Genomic DNA, 20,024 nt, shown 5'->3' with positions numbered 1-20,024 from the left:
CAACCCGGCTAAAAAGCCGGAAGAGTCACAGCGATTGCTTGAAGCAAGCGATAAAGTCACCTTCAAATCCTTTGGCGAGTCGAATGGATTGGAAAGAGACTTTATCACACGGCTGCTCAAGATATGAGAATAAACTATCCTTTTACCGCTCCCACCGTGATTCCTTCCACCACGAACCGCTGGCCGATGAGAAACACGATAATCAATGGTACGATCGCCGAAACGGCCGCGGTCATAATCAGTGAGAAGTAGGACGCGTAATCGGTCATAAACTGTTGCATGGCCAGCTGAATCGTGAACAGGTCGCGGCTTTTCAAAAAGATCAGCGGGTTTTGATAGTCGTTCCAGGTCCAGACGAACTTCAGGATGGCCAGGGTCACGATGGAAGGCTTGACGATCGGCAAAATAATCCGGGAAAAGATCGTAATATGATTGGCGCCGTCAATCTTGGCCGATTCCGACAGGACGCCGGGCACGGTGACCATGTGCTGCCGGAGCAAAAACACGCCGTACACGCTGAAGGCGTTCAGAATGATCAGGCCCCCGTGGGTGTCAAAGAGCTGAAACCAGCGGAACAACATGAACTTGGGAACGATGGTCACTTGATCGGGAATCATCGCCGTGGCCAGGTAACCGAGGAAGACCAGGTTGCGGTATTTGAAATTGATCTTGGAGAAGGCGTAAGCGGCCATCGCCGAGATCAGCACCTGCACGATGGTAGTCACGATAGTGACTTTAACCGTATTCCAATAATACAGGCCAAAGTTATACTGACTGCCCCAAACTTCCCGGTAGTTTTCCATCGCATGCCAGCGCGACGGTATCCATTCGACCGGGAACTTGAAGACATCGCTTTCCAGCTTGAATGAGGTCGAAATCATCCATAGAAAGGGTAAAATCATGGTAAAAGCCAAAATCGCCAGCAGGACGGTTGTCACCAATTTGGGAAGGGATAATTTTTGCTTGATCATCTTTCTTGCCACCTCAATTTATTCGTAACTCACCCATTTTTTCTGCCCGTGCCATTGAACGATCGTGACCACGAAGATCAGAATAAACATCACCCAGGCCGAGGAACAAGCGGCGCCCATCTGATAGAATTGGAAGGCGGCGCGGTAGATGTAGTACGCCAGTACGGTCGTAGCCGTTCCCGGTCCGCCCTGGGTCATGACGTTGATCTGGTCAAAGACCTTGAACGAACTGATGATTCCCATGGTGACCAAAAAGAAGGTGGTCGGAGAGATCATCGGCACTGTCACATTGAAAAATTTTTGGACGACATTGGCCCCGTCAATCTCCGCCGCTTCATACAGGTCCTTGGGGATGCCGCTGAGTCCCGCCGCGAAAACGATGATTTTATATCCCAGCTGTTGCCAGATGTAGATCATCGTGACCGTCGGCAAGGCCCATTTCAGGTCCCCCAGCCACTTGGGGGGATTTTGGATGCCGATGCTTTGCAGAAAACCGTTCACAGGGCCGAAGCTGGGCTGAAGCATGACCATCCAGACGATGGCCACCGCCACCGCGCTGGAGATGTAGGGCAAAAACATCACGGTTTTAAAGGCATTTTTGAAATAAACCTGCTTGTTGATGATCTCGGCCAGAATCAGCGCCAAGGCGGTCCCGACGATCACCGCCACAAACGTAAAAATAACGCTGTTCTTGAATGAATCGGTAAACCAGACGTCACTCAGTAAATTTTTATAATTTTCTGCCCCGACTAGTTTGATCGTACTGAAGCCCGAGGCGAAATCCCATTGGCAAAAACTCAAAAACAGCGAAAAAAGCAATGGAAATACATAAAAAATCAAAAATCCGGCCACGCTTGGCAGGAGAAAAAACCATCCCCAAAGGTTCTCATCCCTATCCAAGGTGGCTTTTTTACTCCGATTCCTCATCTCTAAAATTCCCCCTCTGTCCGATGATGACATCATAGCATCCTCTTTGAGCGGTTCCAATCTCTCGCGATGACTTCTTTGTTACCTTTCATTACTTCTTTGTCTCAGAAAATTTACTTATCCGTAACCGGCGAGGTACAATACAATTAGGTTCAAAGATCGCCCATCCCGTAAGGAATATCGGGCTTCCGCTCGCCCTCCGCATTGAATGGGGTACAGTTCTGGTTCGATTGACAGGCCCGACCAATTTTTCATAGGCTGCCGAAAGGCAAAGATGCTGTTACAATAGAATTACAATTCTAAGGGCTCCCGAGAAAGTAGGATGAACATTGCCCGTCGCACTGAAACAATTTTACCGGACAATCCAGCGCCGATTCAGTAATTTGAACATCTTCCATAAGCTGATCATCGCGTTCATGTTTGTGATCGCCTTGCCTACGGCCATCCTGTATTATTTTTCGCTCGCGACCACTCGGGAGATCATCATCAAGCAGGTTTGCGGCGATACCTTGAACTCTATCGAGCTGGTTGCCAACAGCGTCAATTACGAGTTGAAAAAAATGATCTCCGTGGCCTTATATGTCAATCACGACCAGAACATCAAGGAGATTATCAATCAACAGCCCGCCAGTTGGGCCAATGCCAAAACCCGCAACCTCTACCAACTGGAACGGATCAACAAGGTAAGCGGCATCCTGGAGAATATCGCTTTTACCACCATGGGAACCCGGTGCTATATGACTGTTATCACCCAGGACGGAGCCAAGATTACCAACTGGCCATTGGACGCGGTAAGCGAGGACGATTATTTTAAGGATTACACGTTTGAAGCCTTCCATGAAAAAGACAACCGGCTGCTTTGGAGAAGCCTCGAACCCAACTATGTCCGGAGCAACGCCCAGTTTGAACCGTATGTGCTGACGCTGGCGACGGTGATTACCGACAGCTGGTGGCGAAAAGAGTATGGTATATTTGTGATCAGTGTCCCCGGAAACGAGTTCAATAAGATCATTTCGCCGCTCGATCCCCAGCAGCAGCGGGTCATGTTGGATGAAAAGGGCCTGGTTATTTCATCCTCCAATCCGCGCTGGCTGAACCGGACTTTTTCCAGTATCCACCAGGCCGAGTTTCCCGATAACCGCAAGGGGTATTTCATCTTTAAAGACCGGCGCGGCGCCAAGTCCATCATCACGTACGCCACGATCGCCAACATGAATTGGCGGGTTGTGAATATCCGCTCCTATGCCTCATTGACCGCGCAGCTGAATAAAACCACCGACCGCCTGTTGCTGGTCAATCTGCTTTGTTTAGCGATATTCTTTGGGATCTCCAGTTTCATCGCGCGGAGTATCTCCGCGCCGCTGAAGAAGCTGACCCAACGGATGCTGCATTTTGATCTGGATGAGGCCCCCGCCGGGCCCCTGCCGGAGCGTAAGGATGAAGTCGGAATCCTGGAGCGCAGTTTTTTGGTGATGAAAGAGAATATCCACGCTTTGGTCCAAGAGAATCAGGCCAAAGAACGCAAGAAGAAGGACGCGGAGCTAAAGGCGCTACAGGCGCAGATTCGACCCCATTTTTTATTCAATACCCTGAACGCGGTCCGCTGGGCCGCCCTGAATAACAATCCGCAAAAAGCCGCCACCATGGTGCTGCTCCTGACCAAACTGTTGAAGATGACGCTGGTCAAGGGCGAAGAATTCATCCCGCTGGCGCTGGAGATCGAGAACCTGCAGAGTTACGCGGAAATCTTCCGGCTGCGGCATGGGACCCAATTTGAATTGCTCTGCGAGCTTGATGAGGAGATTCTGCAGTACCGGATCCCCCGACTGCTTTTGCAACCCTTGGTCGAGAATGCGATCATCCATGGTTTTGAGAATTTGAAATCCGGGGGCGTCATCCGAATCAACGCCCGCAAGAGTGAATGCCAGATCGTCATTACCATTCGGGACAACGGCAAGGGCATCGCCGATCATCCTCTCCCTCAGGAAGGGAAGAAGGACCTCAAGTTTTCGGGGATGGGCATCCAAAACGTGGCCGAGCGGATCAAGCTTTACTACGGCGAAGAATACGGATTGAAGCTCAGCAGTGAACCGGGCCGGGGAACAACGATCGAGGTTACGCTCCCCGTTCCCGCGGAGGAGGCAGAGTAGGTCATGATCAAAACGCTCATTGCGGATGACGATATTGAAATGTTGCAGGGGCTGGAGCATATCATCCCCTGGGAAGAGCATGGTTTCACGATCGTGGGCAAGGCCGACAATGGTTCGGAGGCCCTGATCCTGGTGGAGCAGAGCCTTCCGGATCTGCTGATCACCGATATCACCATGCCGGGACTGAATGGTTTGGAGCTGATCCGCAGGGCCAAAATGATCAACCCCGGGCTCAAGTCGGTCCTCCTGACCTGCCATGAAGACTTCCACTTCGCCAAGACCGCGCTGGAGCTGGAGAGCGAGGATTATCTGGTCAAGTATACCCTGACCGACGAGGAACTGCTCCGGACGCTCCGAAAGGTGAGTGCCAAATACCAGGCGGAGCAGAGCCAAAAGGCCGAACGCAGTCTGAGCCTGAATAAGCTATTGGCCCGTGATAACTTCTTTATGAGTCTGGTCCATCAAACGCCGGCTGATCCGGAGCAGATGGCGGACGCGGTCCGGGTTTTGAATATCGCTTTGCCGCCCGGTTCCTTTCAGATCATCGGAGTATTCGCCGATAACCTCGAGACCCTTCCTCCGGGAACGGAGGTCCATATTACCAACTGCATCGCGACACTCCTCCAGGAGCAACCGGAGCGGAATTTCTTCCGGTACGCCGAAAATTCCTGGATGATCCTATCCTGGACATCCCCCGCTCCCGGAGCGCGCAGCCAAAACGATCTGGATTTCGCAAAGCTGCTCCAGCAACAGGTGCTGGAAGCATCGCATGTCTCCGTATCCGTAACCTTCAGTTCGGCTTGCCCCGCGCTTGCCGGACTGCGCCAGGCGGTGGACGAGGCCTGCGCCCTCCGCGAAAGTTATTTTTATTCGGAGCCGGGCGCCCTGGTCTGCCAGGCCCAAACTTTCTCGAATGTCGATCCTCATGATTTGTACCAGCGCTACCAGGCGGCGCTGAAGGAGATCCTGGAGACCGGACCCGCTTCCAGACTTAGGGAATGGATGGAGCAATCGCTCCGCTCCCTGGAAGACGCCAAGTATCCCCCGGCCATTGTAAAATCGTTATTCCGCCGGATGCTGGTTGACATGGAGGCGGCGGCCGGCCGCCACAGCATCACATTTGAAGGCTTTCATCTGGCCGGAGACACATTGGGCCGGTACCGGGCGGTCTTGTCCGAAGTTATCCGGTTCTTTCTGGAGCGGCTGGAGGAATCCCGCGGCGGTTCGCGGCGGAAAGAGATTCAGCGGGTCATCGATTATATCGACGGCCATTTGGGCGAGAATATCCGTTGCGAGCGGATGGCGAAGTACGTGAATATGAATAGCAGCTATTTCAGCCGGCTTTTCAAAACGGAGATGGGCGTCAGTTTCTCGGATTATTTGATTCAGCGCCGCATGGAGCGGGCATCGGTCCTGCTCGCGAATTCGGAGTCATCCATCGACGAGATCGCCAAGACCGTGGGCATCGAAAATCCCAGTTATTTTTACCGGGTCTATAAAAAAATCACCGGGAAGACCCCGGGAAAAGTGCGCAATCAATCGCTATGACATCGGGAGTTTCCGCCGCAACACCGCTCCGGCGGGAACCTCCTCCGGCAATGGAAAATACACCCGGTAGCCGTTATGCGCCTCCCGCAACGGCAAACCATGTTCATCGGTGAACGTTTCCGTATCTAAACCGATGGTGGCATCGGGCAGCAACAGGTCCACTTCATCCCCGGCGCTCAGCCGGTTTCTGACTCCCACCAGCGCCCGGCGCTGCGGGCGATCGTATTCCAGGACCGTTCCCACCAGGTCATGGGTCTGACGGTATTTCTCGTCCGGATTGACTTCGGTAATCCGCTCTGTGGCGAAATAAAATCCCGTGGTGTAGCCGCGGTTGGATATTTTCGCGAGTTCCGCCAGGAATTCCGGTGGGCAGCAGTAGTGAGCCGGATCGTTCCGGAAAGCGTCGAGGGCCCAGCGGTAGGCCCGGGTCACCGCCGCCACGTAGTAGGGCGACTTCATCCGGCCTTCGACTTTCAGACTGACCACACCGGCGGCGGCGATCTCCGGCAGATATTCGATCATGCACAGGTCCTTGGAACTTAACAGATAACTATAGCGCGCATCCTCCTCGACCCGGAACGGGTCGCCAGGTCGGGTCGCTTCCACCATCCGGTACTCCCAACGGCAGGGCTGGGTGCAATCGCCTCGGTTTGCGCTGCGCCGGTTGCGGAAGGCCGACAGGAAACACCGCCCCGAATAGGCCATGCACATCGCGCCATGGGCAAAGATCTCCAGTTCCGCCTCGGGAACCTCGCGCCGGATCGCGCCAATCTCCGCCAGATTCAATTCCCGGGCCAGCACCATCCGGCGGACCCCTTGTTCGAGCCAGAACCGGACCGCCGCGCTGTTGGTGGTATTGGCCTGAGTGCTTAGATGCACCGGTAGATGGGGGGCATTCCGCCGTACCAGGGCCAAGACACCAGGATCGCTCAGGATCACCGCGTCCGCCCCCTGATCGGCCAAGGCCCCGACGGTCTCCTTGACGGAGGGAAGATCGCTGTCGCGCGCGAACGTATTGAGCGCCGCATAGACTTTGACCCCACCGCGGTGGGCCTCCCCGATCCCGGTGGCCAGCTCATCCAGGCTCATTTCGGCGGATTCGGCCCGCAGGCTCAGACCCGCCACTCCGACATAGACCGCATCCGCGCCGTAAAAAAGCGCGGTGCGCAACTTCTCCAGATTGCCGGCAGGGATCAATAGTTCCATGGCTCTCACGGCTTCTCGCCATCCATCAGGATTTCCAGCGGAGCCAGAGCTTCGGCCGTCTCGGCATTGGCCTGGCTCGTTTGAATGTGTTTCCGGTCCAAGTGCCGCAGCTCATAAAAGAGTACCAATCCGGTCACCACGGAAGAGATCAGGTCCGCCGTGGGACCAGCGTAAAAGACGCCCTTCAACCCGAAAAAGCGGGGCAGAATGATCAGCGCCGGAATGAGGACCAACACTTGCCGCGACAGGCTCAACAGCATCGCCTGAAGCGGTTTGCCAATGGCTTGAAAATAATTGGCGCCCACAATCTGAAAGCCGATGATCGGCAGCATACAGAGGAAAGTCCGTAGCGCCTGGGCTCCCATCCGGATCAACTCCCGGTCGGTTGCGTTGAACAGGCTGACCAATTGTTTCGGGAAGATCTCCACCAGACAGAACCCCGCGACCGTGACCAGCGTCGCCGCGATGATCCCCAGCTTCAAGGTTTTTTTCACCCGGTCGTATTGTTTGGCGCCATAATTGTACCCGATGATCGGCTGGACACCTTGGTTGATTCCGAAGATCGGCATCAGGATTAACATGGCGATGCTGTTCACCACCCCAATCGCGGAGATGGCGACATCTCCCCCATACTGGATCAGGCTATTGTTCAATAAAACCGGCAGCCAGCTGCATCAGAAACGGCGCGGAGCCGATTGCCGCAATGCCCAGGACGATATCCCAGCGCAACCGCAGATTGGGCAGCTTGATCTTTAAGAGGCTGTTCTTCCCCAGGAAATAAGCGAGAACCCAAATGGCGGCGACAATCTGCGACAACACCGTGGCCAACGCCGCTCCTTTGATCCCCCAACCGAAGCTGAAAATGAAAAGCGGATCCAAAATCGTATTGAGCACAGCGCCGATGACCATCGTTGCCATGGCGATCCTGGGATTCCCTTCCGCCCGGATGAAATTATTCATGCCGAAACCGATTCCCTGAAAGACGGAACCGTAAAAAATGATGCTCATGTAATCTTTGGCGTACGGTAGCACCTGGTGGCTGGCGCCGAAGAGCTTTAAGAGAGGGACCAGCCAGATCAATCCCAAAGCGGTTAGGAGAATCGCGATGACGACCAGGAGCGTCACAGCGTTTCCCATGATCAGCTCGGCGTCTTCCTTTTTCTTTTCTCCCAACCGGATGGAGATCAAGGAAGTCGCGCCGATACCGATCAACATTCCGAACGCCATCTGGACGATCATCATCGGAAACCCGATGGTCACCCCGGCGATCCCTAAGCTTCCGACTCCCTGCCCCACGAAGATCCGATCTACCACATTGTACAGAGCGTTAACGACCATTCCCACAATGGCCGGTATCGAAAACCGCATCAATAAACTGCCAATCCTGTCTTTCCCTAGTTGTTGCGAGCGATCCATGAATGAACTCCTTTGATCCGAATTTACCCGTTATAGCTTACCCATGATGTCCACTAATCTTTTGAGGCTGAGGAGGGATTCCTCGATCTCGGCCTCGGAAACCGCCGCGAAACGGCCGGCGAAATAACGGTCGTAAGCCGCTTTCTTCATTCGAACGTATTCGCTCCCCGCTTCCGTCAGTTCGAGCCAGGTTTTCCGGCGATCCGCGGGATCCGGTTCGCGGCGGACCAGGTTATGAGCAGCCAATGAATCCACCAGGCTGGTGAGGGTGGCCTTTTGGAGATCCAGCGCTCTCCCGAGCTCGCTGGGGGTGACTCTTCCCTTCTCATGAAGTATGAAAAGCGCCCGCTTTTGGTTCTTGTTGCATCGGGGTTCCTGTTGGTCATCCGCCTGCAAACAGATGCCCAATTTCTGATGGTACAGCGCGATAAACTCCCGGAACAGCCGGTTCATCTCAGCCATTTTGGTTTCGGTCGGTTTCAAACTCAAAACCCCTAAAAAAATAGTTAGAATTCGTACTATCAGAATTCTAACTAACTCTTCTCGCTCTGTCAATGCCTCTATACTTAATATCCGGTAAAAACTCACTGCGGCGCTTCTGGGTTCAGCAAGGCCCGCAGCTCTTCCCAGCCGGTTACCGGCGGATGGCAACTCCGCTCCATGCAGGCATAGCAGGTCGGTTTTCCCTCCAGCGGCCGGTGTCCGGCGAGTAACGGCGCGGCCGGGTGATGGGCCAGATCCGTTCCGGCTTGGCACAGCAACAGCACCCGGTAGGGAAGATATTCTCCTTGCAGCCGGCGCAAGAGATCGGGCACGCCGGCCTGATCCGTCACAAAGGTGAAGGTCTGATAATTGCGGTGCCAGGCATCCAAGGCTCCGATCAATCCGGCATATCCCCAGGGGTTGTCGGTCATGGCCGGACCGTAGGCCCCCAAGATCCGGGCGGCCTCCTCCCGGTATGGTTCGTTCCCGATATAGGCGGCCAACTTCAACAGGTTCTCGGCCTGAACCGCGACTCCGCTCGGTATCGCCTGATCGCTCCCGGAGACCGGCCGCTTCAATAATTGGCCCGCAGCGGCCGTCAGATAATACCGGCCGCTCCCATCCCCGAACCTGCCGCTGGCCGTCTCGGTCAACTCCAGTCCCGCCCGGAGCCAGCGCGGGTCAAAATCGCACTCGTACAACTGGAGCAATCCTTGCGCCAGGAACGAATAATCATCCAAGAAACCGGCGATTCGCGCCGCGCCATCCTTATAGATCCGCGCCAGGCCCCCGTCATTGAGCTTCATGCGGTCCAGCAGGAAATTCGCCGCCCGCCGCGCCGTCTCATAATCGGCCGCGTCTCCCAGCACCTGATAGGCCTGGGCCAAACCGCCGATCATCAGCCCATTCCAGCTGGTAATGATCTTTTCATCGCGGAACGGTTTGATCCGTTGCTCGCGGACCGCCAACAGTTTGGCGCGCGCCGCAGCCAAACGTTCCTGAAGCTCCCCGTCGGGATGATCGGACAATGCTGCCAAGGGCGGGTTTAAGCGGTTCAGGATATACCGGCCTTCAAAGTTGCCCGCCTCACTGACCCGGTAATAATCGATAACCAGTTGCGCCGCGTCCGGTTCCAAAGCCGCCCGAATCTCCCGGGGAGTCCAGAGATAATAGCGGCCTTCCTCCCCTTCACTATCCGCGTCCTGGGTGGCGTAAAAGCCGCCTTCGGGGGCGGTCATCTTGCGCCGGACATAGGCGGCGGTCTCGCGGATCACCTGCCGGAACTCGGCCGAACCGTTCAATTGATAACCTGCCGCATAGCTGGAGAGCAACTGGGCATTGTCATACAGCATCTTTTCGAAATGGGGAACGAGCCACCGGCTGTCCGTGGCGTAGCGGTGAAACCCGCCGCCGAGCTGATCGTAAATCCCGCCCCGGGCCATCTTTTCCAGCGTGAACAGGAAGTGTTCCGGCTGGCGCGCCGGTTTCCGGGCGACGGAAACCTTCAAAAAGAGCTGCAGCAGACTGGGATTGGGGAACTTCGGCGCCCCGTCGAACCCTCCGTTCCTGGCATCGAAGTACTGGCTGAGCCGGCGCACCGCCTCCTCGGCAAATTCCGGGCCGGGGAGTTCAGCCGTTTCCGGCCCCGCCTCCGCCGCTTGCGTCATGAAATCGGCCAATTCCGCGCTGGCCGCGTGAATCTTGTCCCGCTGGTTGATCCAGCGCTCATGGAGCGCCTCCAAGACTTCTGGGAAACCGGGCCGGCCATAGCTGGCGTGCGGCGGAAAATAGGTCCCGCCATAAAACGGCCGCAACTCATGATCGAGAAAGACCGTCAGCGGCCAGCCGCCTTGCACCCCCATGGTATGGACCGCATCCTGGTACAGCTGGTCGATATCCGGCCGCTCCTCGCGGTCAACCTTGATATTGACGAAATATTGGTTCATTAATGCGGCAATGTCCGGATCCTCGAAAGACTCGTGCTCCATGACGTGGCACCAGTGGCAAGCGGAATAGCCGCAGGAAAGCAGGATGGGTTTATCTTCTTGTTTAGCTTTTTGGAAGGCTTCGTCGCCCCAGGGGTACCAATCGACCGGGTTGTGGGCGTGCTGGAGGAGATAAGGGGAGGTTTCGTGGATCAAGCGGTTGGTGGGTTGGGGTTCGGGCATGTATCTATCATCCTTTTTGGGCTTACTTTTTCGCTTACCGTTAAAGTATGCCCAAAACGAACGGGATTTTACAAAGTAGTGATTGCTTCTTACAGGGGGTCAAAGCCCAAAAAAAGATTGTTATGACTCACAAAAATTCACTGTTCGTTTCTCCCTGGGGGAGAAAGATAGAATGAGGGCGGGCACCAGTGACAGGCTGAATAGCCGCATGAGAGCAGGATTGGCTTGTCTTCTTCGATAGCTTTCTGAAACGCTTCATCGCCCCCAGGGGTCTCAGTCGACGAGGTTGTGGGCGTGTTGGAGGAGCTTAGATTATTTCTCCTTCGCAGGAACTTCACTAAAAAGATACTTTTTTATCAAAAAACCCGCCACCAATCCGCCAAATGCCGCACCAGAAGCGTGGACGAAGTTACCGCTGACATTTTGAATCAATTGTTCGTTCTTGCCAAGAATTCCAAAAACACTAAAAACCAAAGATTCCCCGGTCATGGTGATGAGCATGGCTTTGATTGGTAACTGATCAATTCCCAGAATTTTTGTGCCGTGGTAGATCATCAAACCCAACCATGCCGTAAACCCGAGAGCCGCCAAAATTCCCAATAACCAACTTGGTTCTTTGACCCACATCAAGCTGAGCGCTTCAAGACCCGACAAGGTTGTCAAACCGAAGTGTTTCATTATCCGTGTGTAGGTCTCACCCATAGGCCAACCAACCAACGATAACAAAATAGCATGTAGCGACTTATCATATTTCACGGAGGTTACCTTTCGGAACATTTTTATTTATTTTTACCTTTGATGCCTAAAACTATTAAAAAATGATTTGACCCCACTCCTCCAAAAATCAAATATCCAAATTCCTTATTATTGAAATGGTGTCTTTAGCCGACGTGCCATCAATGGCAGGCGGAATAGCCGCAGGAAAGCAGGATGGGTTTATCTTCGGCTTTGGCTTTAGCAAAGGCTTCGTCGCCCCAGGGGTACCAATCGACCGGGTTGTGGGCGTGCTGGAGGAGATAAGGGGAGGTTTCGTGGATCAGGCGGTTGGTGTATTGGGCTTCGGGCATTTTATAGATCATCCTTTTTGGGTTACTATTGATTTGCGTTAAAGTATGCCCAAAATGGAGGGATTTTTGCCGGGGATGGTATTGGAGACACATGTCCTAATATCGATTACCTCGTCTCCATTTAGTTAGTCTATTTTATATACACCCTGATATTCGGATTTTAGCATTTGTGCAATTTTTATCATTGCGGTATATACACATTCTTCATCCCAATTATCACAGTTGTGACTTTTTTCCTCTAGCTGAAAAGGCTTCCCTATATTTACTCTCACTGTTGCATGCTGGGGAGTTTCCTTACCCATGTCATTCTGGTTGACCGGCAACAAAAGCTCTGTTCCCTCAAGTGCTATTGGAACAATATCAGCCTTAGAGAGTTTTGCTAATAGTAGAAACCCCTTTTTACCCTTTACCATGGAACCGGATCTGCTTCGAGTCCCCTCAGGGAATATTAAAATTGACTTTCCCGTACTCAATACGGCTAGAGCCTTTTGGATTGCATTTCTATCAGCTGAATTTGGGCTTATGGGAATGTGCTTAACTGTTTTCAGAAATATTGATGTAAGGGGATTTGCGTTCAGTTTTATGCCTGCCATGAAGGTGACATTATTTTTCTTAAGTACCTTATTGAGAACAAGGCCATCCATATTACTTAAATGATTTGCAATAAATATTGTTGGCTTGCCTATCCGCTCAGACAGGAATTCATTTCCCGTTACCTCTAACGTTGCATATTTATTAAGAAGAAATTCAGATGCTTTACTGCCAATATATCGAATAATACTTTCTGGAAATATGTTTATAATTGGTGCCAGCACACGTATAGTTCTCATTAATACCTCGTATAAACTAAATTTATAGCTTTGCGATTTTACTCTAACTTTTCTATTAAGTTCGCAATGGCTAGTTAATATAGCATCTAAAAAGAACTTGTATTGTATATAATGAATTATCTTGCCGCGAAGGTGACTTTCACAAATGAAATGTATTTACACAAAGTGGAGGCTTCATCCAAAAATGGTATTGCGAATCTACCTCTTCCTGAAAAGATGGTAGTAATTAAAATAATCTTTAATGGTAGTTTTATGAGCGCCATTTATTCATCGCTACTTTAATCAAAACATGCCAGTATTTTTTAACGAATCGCTTTAGCCCTTATTAATTTCCAATGTATTACAATAAACTTCGACGTTAATCATCTTTTACCTTCCGCTGGTAATAAATTATGTTATATGATAGTGTTAACAAGCTTATCATTTAAACATGCCACCAATGGCAAGCGCTATATCCGCAGGAAAGTAAGATAGGTTTATCTTCTTCCTTGGCTTTCTGAAAGGCTTCTTCTCCCCAGGGGTACCAGTCGACGAGGTTATGGGCGTGTGACAGGAGGTAAGGTGAAGTTTCGTGGATTAGACGGCTGGTGGTTTGGGCTTTGGGCATTTTATAGATCATCCTTTTTGGGTTACTATTGATTTGAGTTAAAGTATGCCCAAAATGGGCGGATTTTTTTTGTCTGCAGAGTTTGCAGGGTCCGTTCCCCCATTTTTGCTTTCTCCCGGCTCCGGGAGAAACAAGGATTTTATCCCAGAATCCAAAATTGAAAAGATTCTGACGACTCACGGGACCTCGCTTTTCGTTTCTCTTCGTGGGACGGAGCCGCCCGCTTCTTCACGAGTACGGAGGAGCTTCGGCAGACACACCATTACATCATCCGAATCTACTACTTTGATCGGATACGCTTGCCGGTGGGCCGAATCGATGGAATCGGCGTTAACGATTCGTGCCCGGGATGTTCCGTCTAAAATGCCATCCCCGTCACTGTCATAGCAGACATCGGCGCTATCGACCGCGTTGTCGCCGTTTCGCTCGAGTCGCGCCCAATAAAAACTGGAAGAAGCGGACTTTAGAAAAGGATTAGGATCCGTATAATGAGTGGCATCTAGCACCATAGTTGAACCTGCTATAAGTAAAAAAAGCCGGGAAAGTTAGTCAATGCCTCAGTCCGACTCCCTTCTCCCAGCCCTTAAATCATATTACTCGCCAAATAAACTATTCGGATTCATTCGCCCGGTAAATCCGTTCATCAATCCGCCGCGTCATACTATAAGTATAAGCCGTAAAATGTTTCAACCAAAAGCTCCTTGCCGTCGGATTGAAGCTTTCAAAATCCACCCCGCAAAGGGTATAACCTTCCGACCGAATCTTTTCTAGTAACACCGCGAGTAATTTCGTATAAACACCGCTGCCCCGATATTCCGGCAGCATATAAGCGCCGCAAATATTGGTCATTTCCGGGGCGTCGCCCACAAAGTTTTCACCCGAAGCCGTAATCTCAATAAATGCAATGGTTTTCCCATTATCCCTGGCAACAAAATACCTCGATTTTCGCCGCTCGTTTTCTTCCTTGACATAAGTAATATCCCGGCCAGCGAAAAACGGGACAAACAACGGAGCGCTTTGTAAATGCTCAATAAGCAGGCTTTTTAACGGAACAATCTGCGCAATCTCTGCAATTGAAAGTTCCTCAAAAGTGTAATCTGGAAATTCAGCGCAGCCGATCGGCACCACAGCCCGAATCGCATCAACGCACCGCAATCAAAGCCATTCCAAAAGAAGGATCCCACCGTCTCCCCGTCATGCGCATATAGCGCGATCATGGCGCTCACTCCTTTCGATATGAGTCTCTGGGTCGTTTTTCACTAGATCAGCGTCATATTTTTTATAATAATACTTACGGTCTTCTTCTGTTATTTTACGAATAACCTTGCACGGGTTTCCCGCCGCTATCACATTGTCGGGAATATCCCTGGTTACGATACTTCCCGAGCCGATAACAACATTATCGCCAATATGAACTCCGGGATTTACAACCACATTGCCGCCAAGCCAAACATTATTTCCAATGGTTATACTCATGCCATATTCATACCCGGAATTTCGGGAATCGGGATGTAGAGGATGCCCCGCTGTATACAGCGAAACATTTGGGGCGAATTGCACATTATCACCGATAATTACTTTTCCGACATCTAAAATTGTACAGTTGTAATTCGCAAAGAAATAATCTCCGACTTCAATATTTTTTCCATAATCACAATAAAAGGGGGCCTCAATATGTACACCTACCCCTGCCTTACCAAGAATGTCTCTTATTAATTCATCGATTGTTGCTCTTTCGTCCGGTTGACATTGATTATACTTACGGAGCTTCTTCTTGTTCTCCATTCGCTCTTCCGGCAATCCATCCAACCAAGCTTTATATGGCAAGCCAGCCAACATTCGATCTTTCTGATTCATGTTGAACCCACCTTTTTAATTTGACGCCTCAGGAATATAATTCGGGGATACCCAGTTATTAACCGCTCAGCAAGCTCGCTCAGTCGCTCAGCAAGCTCTCTCAGTCGCTCAGCAAGCTCTCTCAGTCACTCAGCAAGCTCGCTCAGTCGCTCAGCAAGCTCTCTCAGTCGCTCAGCAAGCTCTCTCAGTCGCTCAGCAAGCTCTCTCAGTCGCTCAGCAAGCTCTCTCAGTCGCTCAGCAAGCTCTCTCAGTCACTCGGCAAGCTCTCTCAGTCGCTCAGCAAGCTCTCAGTCACTCGGCAAGCTCTCTTTAGTCGCTAGATATTCCGGCCCATTTCTTCCGCAAGAGCAAGGTATTTAGTAGTCAATACATCTCCTTTATTCCGCACCCCTGGAACGATCAGATGACCTCGATCTGTCCATTTTTGATAGTAGGCCATCATTTGATATGTGCTTATAATACCGTCAAACGCTGACTCATCATCCGCTTCTCCACAAACCAAAAGCATGCTCTCGTTGATGTTGAGTTCCTTTCCTCTGATAATAAACGAATACATTTTATCGATGGCCGCCTTCAGCTGAGCGGGAAAGGTAAACCAATAAAGCGGCGTTATAAAAACGATTGCATCTGCTTTTTCCATCATGGTAAACCCCATCCCGGACAAATTTACCCGCGGCGGAATGACAAAAATACTTGTTATCTTAAAAATGTGGTCCAAAACCCCAATATTATTGTGGGGGACTTTACTTTCTATAACGACTTTGAAGATCCTACGGCGTTTGAGAAGAAGAATGTCCTGTACCATTATCCGATTAATAAGGATAAACTGATCATTGGTAAGTTTTGTTCGATTGCTTGCGGGGCCAAATTTATTTTGAATAGCGCCAATCATACCCTTCATTCCTGCTCGACTTATCCATTCCCCATCTTCTTTGAGGAATGGGATCAAACGTTAAAACCCACTGAAGCCTGGGACAATAAAGGCGACATCGTGATCGGAAATGATGTCTGGATTGGCTATGAAGCCGTTATCATGCCGGGAGTCCATATCGGCGATGGAGCAATCGTCGGTACCCGGGCGGTCGTCACCAAAGATGTTCCGCCATACGGTATAGTGGGCGGCGTCCCGGCGCGCATCATTAAATACCGGTTCGATGATCCGACGATTCAAATGTTACGAAAGATAAAATGGTGGGATTGGGATATTCAAAAGCTCAAAACCAATTTATCAGTCATTAGGAAGATGGATTTGCAAAGGCTGAAAGAACTGGTTTGAATTCAAACATCGTTTCATAATTGGTTCAGGGCATCCGTCAGCGACAGCGGTATGCTTTTTTGAAATCATTACCAAGTGTTTCGTCTTTTACAAAACGGTATCTTTAGCAAGGTGGCACCAGTGACAGACGGAGTAGCCGCAGGAAAGCGGGATCGGTTATCTACGTCGTTAGCTTTTTGAAAGGCTTCCTCGCCCCAGGGGTACCAATCGGCGAGGTATGGCATGCCCGCGAAGATAAGGGGAGGATTCATGAATTAATCGGTTGGTATATTGAGTTCCTGGCATGGTTTTGTATTTAGAGCATAACCATCCCTTAGTCTTCTAATCAGGGATGGTTATGCTCTAAATCTATGTCTTTAAAAGCGTTGTGATAAACTCCGTCCGAAGGTCGGGGCGTTCACAAAAGCTCAGAGAAGCAAGTGATAAAGTCGTTTAAAAATTTTTTTAAACCATTTCACGCTTTCCAAGGACTTTATCACATGGCTTTTAATACGCCTTTGAAAAAAGATCAGCTATCCGTATCGCTTCTTGATAAGTAAGATCGGTCTCCCCCTCGGATCGGAGATAGAATCCATGACCGTTTTTCACCCAAAACAAGCTATGCCTAACTTGCAAGTTTTTTACTTCGGTATTTTTGTCTTTAAAATATTGATTTCGAGGATGCTCCAGCCAAAATCCCCCGCAATTCTGAAAAGTTACTTTTTTTATAACGTTATGGGTTATATGATAAGCCCGATCCATAACATACATTCCAATAATCGTATTATCCTTTCGGTAACAAGCGCCGGCATAACGATGGGCGTCATAAACCTTTAATGACTTTAACGCCTGGTCGTCATCCAATGCTTTTTGAATTCGATCGCCCAATTGGCTAAAGGTATCCACATCCAATTTCCGATCCAACTTTGCGCCGATTGCTTTAAATTCCAACCGGTAACCGGCTAAAGTATCTGGAAAAACTACTTTAAAACCAACTTTTTGCCCGAGACTGAAATCGTCCACCCCGGATAGCTTCTTACATACCCCTTGGGAAAGCTTAAATTCCCCTACCGGCTTAATTACTGTACGATAATGCCCATCCTTTTTTTCCACAATAAAGATGGTTTTGATGGAATCAACCACTTGTGCCGCCATGACCATTGCTTCCCGTGAAAACGGGACCAATATCATTCCAGTAATAACAATAACACTTATAGCGATTATGGCTACTCGCCAACAAATTAGGCCCAACTTGCTTTGTCTACATATGGTGGGGCCAATTGGCAACTCCTTATGAATCCTGGCAAACAAATCTTGCGGCACTTGAATTGTTTCCGCCTTTTGCTGTAAAGCGGATTGGATTTGATATTCCAGTTGATTGATTTTAGCCATTGACCATCAACTCCTTAAATTTTTTAACCGAAAAATCCTGCATCATTATGCAGTTCTTCTACTTTGATAGGAGCAGGGGTATTAGTTGATTTGACAGTGCATTTCTGCTTTTCATCGTCAATATAAGGCTTTAATTCCTTCTCAATTAATTTTCGGGCATTATGCAACCGTGACTTGACGGTCCCCTGTACGCAGCCCAAAACCATCGCAATTTCCGGAATCGTCATGTTATTGTAATAATATAAGATAACGACGGTGCGCAGTGGTAATGTTAGTTTTCCCATCGCCTTTTGGACCCGGTCGCGGACTTCCTGGGTTTCCACCATGTCATCCAGACAAAAATTCTTGTCGATGACTGAATCGTCTGTTGAAAAACTAATGATAGAGCCTTGTTTTTAGCGAGCAATCGCCAACCGCAGCGGATTAAGATCTTGTAAAACCAGGAATTAAATGCATCTGGCTCTTTTAACTGCCTGATTTCTTTGTAACATCGAATAAAAGCTTCCTGGACAATATCCTCCGCCATGCCTCGCTGCCCTGAGATAAGATAGGCTGTTTTAATAGCTTGATGACAAGATAAATGATACAGTTCTTCAAAAGCATACTTATCCCCGGTTTGACAACGTTTGATCAAGTCTATTCGCTCCAAGGAAATGATCGCCTCCTTTGGGTGCACCCTTCGCTCTATAAGAGACATCATTATTTAAAAAGGTTCATTCCGATATAATGATAAGTTTGACTTTAGCAATCGTAACACCAATGACAGTTCGTGAATAAAGCGGTTGGTAGTTTGAGTTTCAGGCATTTGATAGATCATCCTTTTTGGATGTGCTTTTTTTACTAAGTTAAAGCATGCCCAAAACAGGAGATTTGGCGCGACTTTAACTTTGGGGAATAACGCCTCTTTCTCCTGTTCGGACTTTACTGTTCAAACCTAGAATCTTGGGGTATAATGATCATGAAATTATCTGTAAAAAGGTGGAACAAAGCGTGGGATGCCCTTGAAACGCAAAGAATTGCTCAATAGTAAAAAACAAAGTATACTGGCTACCGCAGCTCGTTATGGCGCATTTAATATTCGTATCTTCGGTTCGGTGGCACGTGGCGACGACGATGAAAAAAGCGATATCGACTTTCTCGTTGAACTAGAGCCGGGCCGTAGTCTTTTAGATTTAGGCGGTTTACTAATCGAGCTAGAGGATCTGCTAGGATGCTCCGTTGATATTGTAACCGAGAACGGACTTAAAGAACGGATTCGGGAGCAAGTATTAAATGAGGTGATCAATCTGTGAGAAAACCCGGGGAGCGAATACTCGATATGCTCGAAGCGATCAAGCGAATTGAGAAATATGCCGCTAGAGGTCGCCACGCCTTTGCCGGTGACGAACTTATCCAGACTTATGTTGTTCATAATTTACAGATTTTTGGCGAGGCGGCTTTCAAGCTTTCTTCTGAATACCGCGACCAGTACCCCGAAATACCATGGGCAAAGATAATGGGTATGCGCCATATTTTAGTTCATGATTACTTCGCTATCGATCTAGAAATTGTTTGGAATGTTGTTGAAAACGAACTCCCCATTTTGAAAAAGAAATTGCAAGAGATTATTCGGTAAAGAAAGCTTTTTATCAATTACAAACATATCCACCAAGGTACCAGTCGACGGGGTTATGGGCGTGCCCGCGAAGGTATGGGGAACTTCCGTGAATAAGGCGGTTGGCAGTTTGGGTTTCGGGCATTTTACTTTTTGCTTATTTTTAAAGTATGCCCAAAAGAAAAAACTTTTACGGCGAATGGCGTTGCCGGTTCATCCATCCTTGTTTTTGGCCGTCAATTTTTCCGTGCTAAAACCAGTTCATGCAGGTATTGCTTGCGTACTTTTCCCCCGAAGCGGCGATCGATTAGATCGCCAATGCAATTCAAGAGTTCGGAGCGTCTTGGTTCCTCAAGCAAACGGTGATCGGAGTAAGTTAATAAAAGCTTTTCATAATCCGCGCGCTGATAGGTTTCTTCCGCCGGATAAGTAGGGTTCGCTGAACAGAGAAAAAAGCCTTGATAATACTAAGTTTAAGAGCTATTTGTGGTATAATAGATCCAAGGAAAACAGCGATAAAAGAACAAAAACCTTGCATCCGGGAGCCTGAATA

At 49.7% G+C, this 20,024-nt stretch carries 19 protein-coding genes and 3 pseudogenes; 5 read left to right on the top strand and 17 right to left on the bottom strand.

Annotated elements, in window-relative coordinates:
* Window positions 1-134 precede the first annotated feature (134 nt).
* Entirely contained in the window at window positions 135-971 is an 837-nt protein-coding gene (locus EDC14_RS18335; RefSeq protein WP_132015765.1) for a carbohydrate ABC transporter permease, read from the bottom strand.
* An 18-nt stretch (window positions 972-989) separates the two neighbouring features.
* Window positions 990-1,898 carry a carbohydrate ABC transporter permease gene (locus tag EDC14_RS18330; RefSeq protein WP_132015764.1) on the bottom strand — a complete coding sequence of 303 codons (909 nt, stop codon included), beginning with the start codon at window positions 1,896-1,898 and terminating at the stop codon, window positions 990-992.
* A 329-nt stretch (window positions 1,899-2,227) separates the two neighbouring features.
* Between EDC14_RS18330 and EDC14_RS18325 the strand changes: the two genes are divergently transcribed.
* On the top strand, window positions 2,228-4,048 hold the full coding sequence (locus tag EDC14_RS18325; RefSeq protein WP_132015763.1) for a cache domain-containing sensor histidine kinase: 1,821 nt from the start codon (window positions 2,228-2,230) through the stop codon (window positions 4,046-4,048).
* A 3-nt stretch (window positions 4,049-4,051) separates the two neighbouring features.
* A complete protein-coding gene (locus EDC14_RS18320; protein WP_132015762.1) occupies window positions 4,052-5,596 on the top strand; it encodes a helix-turn-helix domain-containing protein in 1,545 nt (514 codons plus the stop codon).
* On the opposite strand, the gene EDC14_RS18315 is transcribed toward EDC14_RS18320, so the two are convergent.
* The 12 genes and pseudogenes from EDC14_RS18315 to EDC14_RS18260 all read right to left on the bottom strand — a co-directional run bounded on the left by EDC14_RS18315 (window position 5,591) and on the right by EDC14_RS18260 (window position 16,035).
* Complete coding sequence (locus EDC14_RS18315; protein WP_132015761.1) at window positions 5,591-6,802, bottom strand: peptidase U32 family protein; 1,212 nt, start codon at window positions 6,800-6,802, stop codon at window positions 5,591-5,593. The two genes, EDC14_RS18320 and EDC14_RS18315, sit on opposite strands and share 6 nt — an antisense overlap.
* Window positions 6,803-6,807: 5 nt before the next feature.
* Window positions 6,808-8,218, bottom strand: a pseudogene (locus EDC14_RS18310) (MATE family efflux transporter).
* A 30-nt stretch (window positions 8,219-8,248) separates the two neighbouring features.
* On the bottom strand, window positions 8,249-8,701 hold the full coding sequence (locus tag EDC14_RS18305) for a MarR family winged helix-turn-helix transcriptional regulator (RefSeq protein ID WP_132015760.1): 453 nt from the start codon (window positions 8,699-8,701) through the stop codon (window positions 8,249-8,251).
* Window positions 8,702-8,802: 101 nt separating this feature from the next.
* Complete coding sequence (locus EDC14_RS18300; protein ID WP_132015759.1) at window positions 8,803-10,869, bottom strand: thioredoxin domain-containing protein; 2,067 nt, start codon at window positions 10,867-10,869, stop codon at window positions 8,803-8,805.
* A gap of 137 nt (window positions 10,870-11,006) precedes the next feature.
* A complete protein-coding gene (locus EDC14_RS18295) occupies window positions 11,007-11,207 on the bottom strand; it encodes a DUF255 domain-containing protein (RefSeq protein ID WP_243663015.1) in 201 nt (66 codons plus the stop codon).
* Window positions 11,182-11,571, bottom strand: coding sequence for a hypothetical protein (locus EDC14_RS18290; RefSeq protein ID WP_243663014.1), 390 nt, complete (start codon window positions 11,569-11,571; stop codon window positions 11,182-11,184). The genes EDC14_RS18295 and EDC14_RS18290 overlap by 26 nt, the downstream gene beginning before the upstream one ends.
* A gap of 197 nt (window positions 11,572-11,768) precedes the next feature.
* Window positions 11,769-11,936, bottom strand: a pseudogene (locus EDC14_RS18285) (DUF255 domain-containing protein); the annotation flags it as partial.
* 125 nt (window positions 11,937-12,061) lie between these two features.
* On the bottom strand, window positions 12,062-12,766 hold the full coding sequence (locus EDC14_RS18280; RefSeq protein ID WP_243663013.1) for a lysophospholipid acyltransferase family protein: 705 nt from the start codon (window positions 12,764-12,766) through the stop codon (window positions 12,062-12,064).
* Between the two features lie 427 nt (window positions 12,767-13,193).
* Window positions 13,194-13,373 (bottom strand): annotated as a pseudogene (locus EDC14_RS18275) (DUF255 domain-containing protein); the annotation flags it as partial.
* Between the two features lie 609 nt (window positions 13,374-13,982).
* A complete protein-coding gene (locus EDC14_RS18270; RefSeq protein WP_132015756.1) occupies window positions 13,983-14,528 on the bottom strand; it encodes a GNAT family N-acetyltransferase in 546 nt (181 codons plus the stop codon).
* 39 nt (window positions 14,529-14,567) lie between these two features.
* Window positions 14,568-15,230, bottom strand: coding sequence for a sugar O-acetyltransferase (locus EDC14_RS18265; RefSeq protein ID WP_132015755.1), 663 nt, complete (start codon window positions 15,228-15,230; stop codon window positions 14,568-14,570).
* A 316-nt stretch (window positions 15,231-15,546) separates the two neighbouring features.
* Window positions 15,547-16,035, bottom strand: coding sequence for a flavodoxin family protein (locus tag EDC14_RS18260; RefSeq protein ID WP_243663012.1), 489 nt, complete (start codon window positions 16,033-16,035; stop codon window positions 15,547-15,549).
* Between EDC14_RS18260 and EDC14_RS18255 the strand changes: the two genes are divergently transcribed.
* Window positions 15,940-16,506: a CatB-related O-acetyltransferase gene (locus tag EDC14_RS18255; protein ID WP_243663011.1), complete on the top strand. Its 567-nt coding sequence runs from the start codon at window positions 15,940-15,942 to the stop codon at window positions 16,504-16,506. The genes EDC14_RS18260 and EDC14_RS18255 overlap by 96 nt on opposite strands.
* A gap of 486 nt (window positions 16,507-16,992) precedes the next feature.
* Here the strand turns inward: EDC14_RS18255 and EDC14_RS18250 are convergent, their stop codons facing one another.
* Genes EDC14_RS18250 through EDC14_RS27830 form a run of 3 tightly spaced genes read right to left on the bottom strand, consistent with a single transcriptional unit; the run spans window position 16,993 to window position 18,574 of the window.
* Window positions 16,993-17,877, bottom strand: a complete 885-nt coding sequence (locus tag EDC14_RS18250; protein WP_132015753.1) for a hypothetical protein — start codon at window positions 17,875-17,877, stop codon at window positions 16,993-16,995.
* Between the two features lie 23 nt (window positions 17,878-17,900).
* Window positions 17,901-18,200 (bottom strand): RNA polymerase sigma factor, encoded by a 300-nt coding sequence (locus tag EDC14_RS27385; protein WP_243663010.1) that lies wholly within the window; start codon window positions 18,198-18,200, stop codon window positions 17,901-17,903.
* On the bottom strand, window positions 18,149-18,574 hold the full coding sequence (locus EDC14_RS27830; RefSeq protein WP_424337421.1) for an RNA polymerase sigma factor: 426 nt from the start codon (window positions 18,572-18,574) through the stop codon (window positions 18,149-18,151). The genes EDC14_RS27385 and EDC14_RS27830 overlap by 52 nt, the downstream gene beginning before the upstream one ends.
* Window positions 18,575-18,878: 304 nt before the next feature.
* Here EDC14_RS27830 and EDC14_RS18240 point away from each other — a divergent pair, with 304 nt between their 5' ends.
* Together EDC14_RS18240 and EDC14_RS18235 are read left to right on the top strand one after the other, a co-directional pair.
* Window positions 18,879-19,169, top strand: a complete 291-nt coding sequence (locus EDC14_RS18240) for a nucleotidyltransferase family protein (protein WP_243663009.1) — start codon at window positions 18,879-18,881, stop codon at window positions 19,167-19,169.
* A gap of 26 nt (window positions 19,170-19,195) precedes the next feature.
* On the top strand, window positions 19,196-19,492 hold the full coding sequence (locus EDC14_RS18235; protein ID WP_341540173.1) for a HepT-like ribonuclease domain-containing protein: 297 nt from the start codon (window positions 19,196-19,198) through the stop codon (window positions 19,490-19,492).
* Window positions 19,493-20,024 lie beyond the last annotated feature (532 nt).

This window comes from Hydrogenispora ethanolica, assembly GCF_004340685.1.
Taxonomy (GTDB): domain Bacteria; phylum Bacillota; class UBA4882; order UBA8346; family UBA8346; genus Hydrogenispora; species Hydrogenispora ethanolica.
The sequence above is the reverse complement of the archived record's forward strand: the minus strand, read 5'-3'. Positions and strand labels throughout refer to the sequence as shown.

What these genes read in the sequence shown, in the direction of transcription:
- EDC14_RS18315 (WP_132015761.1), bottom strand. Translation starts at nt 6,802, where the DNA reads ATGGAACTATTGATCCCTGCCGGCAATCTGGAGAAGTTGCGCACCGCG.
- EDC14_RS27830 (WP_424337421.1), bottom strand. Translation starts at nt 18,574, where the DNA reads ATGTCTCTTATAGAGCGAAGGGTGCACCCAAAGGAGGCGATCATTTCC.
- EDC14_RS18300 (WP_132015759.1), bottom strand. Translation starts at nt 10,869, where the DNA reads ATGCCCGAACCCCAACCCACCAACCGCTTGATCCACGAAACCTCCCCT.
- EDC14_RS18235 (WP_341540173.1), top strand. Translation starts at nt 19,196, where the DNA reads ATGCTCGAAGCGATCAAGCGAATTGAGAAATATGCCGCTAGAGGTCGC.
- EDC14_RS18320 (WP_132015762.1), top strand. Translation starts at nt 4,052, where the DNA reads ATGATCAAAACGCTCATTGCGGATGACGATATTGAAATGTTGCAGGGG.
- EDC14_RS18265 (WP_132015755.1), bottom strand. Translation starts at nt 15,230, where the DNA reads ATGAATCAGAAAGATCGAATGTTGGCTGGCTTGCCATATAAAGCTTGG.
- EDC14_RS18250 (WP_132015753.1), bottom strand. Translation starts at nt 17,877, where the DNA reads ATGGCTAAAATCAATCAACTGGAATATCAAATCCAATCCGCTTTACAG.
- EDC14_RS18330 (WP_132015764.1), bottom strand. Translation starts at nt 1,898, where the DNA reads ATGAGGAATCGGAGTAAAAAAGCCACCTTGGATAGGGATGAGAACCTT.
- EDC14_RS18260 (WP_243663012.1), bottom strand. Translation starts at nt 16,035, where the DNA reads ATGGTACAGGACATTCTTCTTCTCAAACGCCGTAGGATCTTCAAAGTC.
- EDC14_RS18335 (WP_132015765.1), bottom strand. Translation starts at nt 971, where the DNA reads ATGATCAAGCAAAAATTATCCCTTCCCAAATTGGTGACAACCGTCCTG.
- EDC14_RS18280 (WP_243663013.1), bottom strand. Translation starts at nt 12,766, where the DNA reads ATGAGAACTATACGTGTGCTGGCACCAATTATAAACATATTTCCAGAA.
- EDC14_RS18290 (WP_243663014.1), bottom strand. Translation starts at nt 11,571, where the DNA reads ATGGGTGAGACCTACACACGGATAATGAAACACTTCGGTTTGACAACC.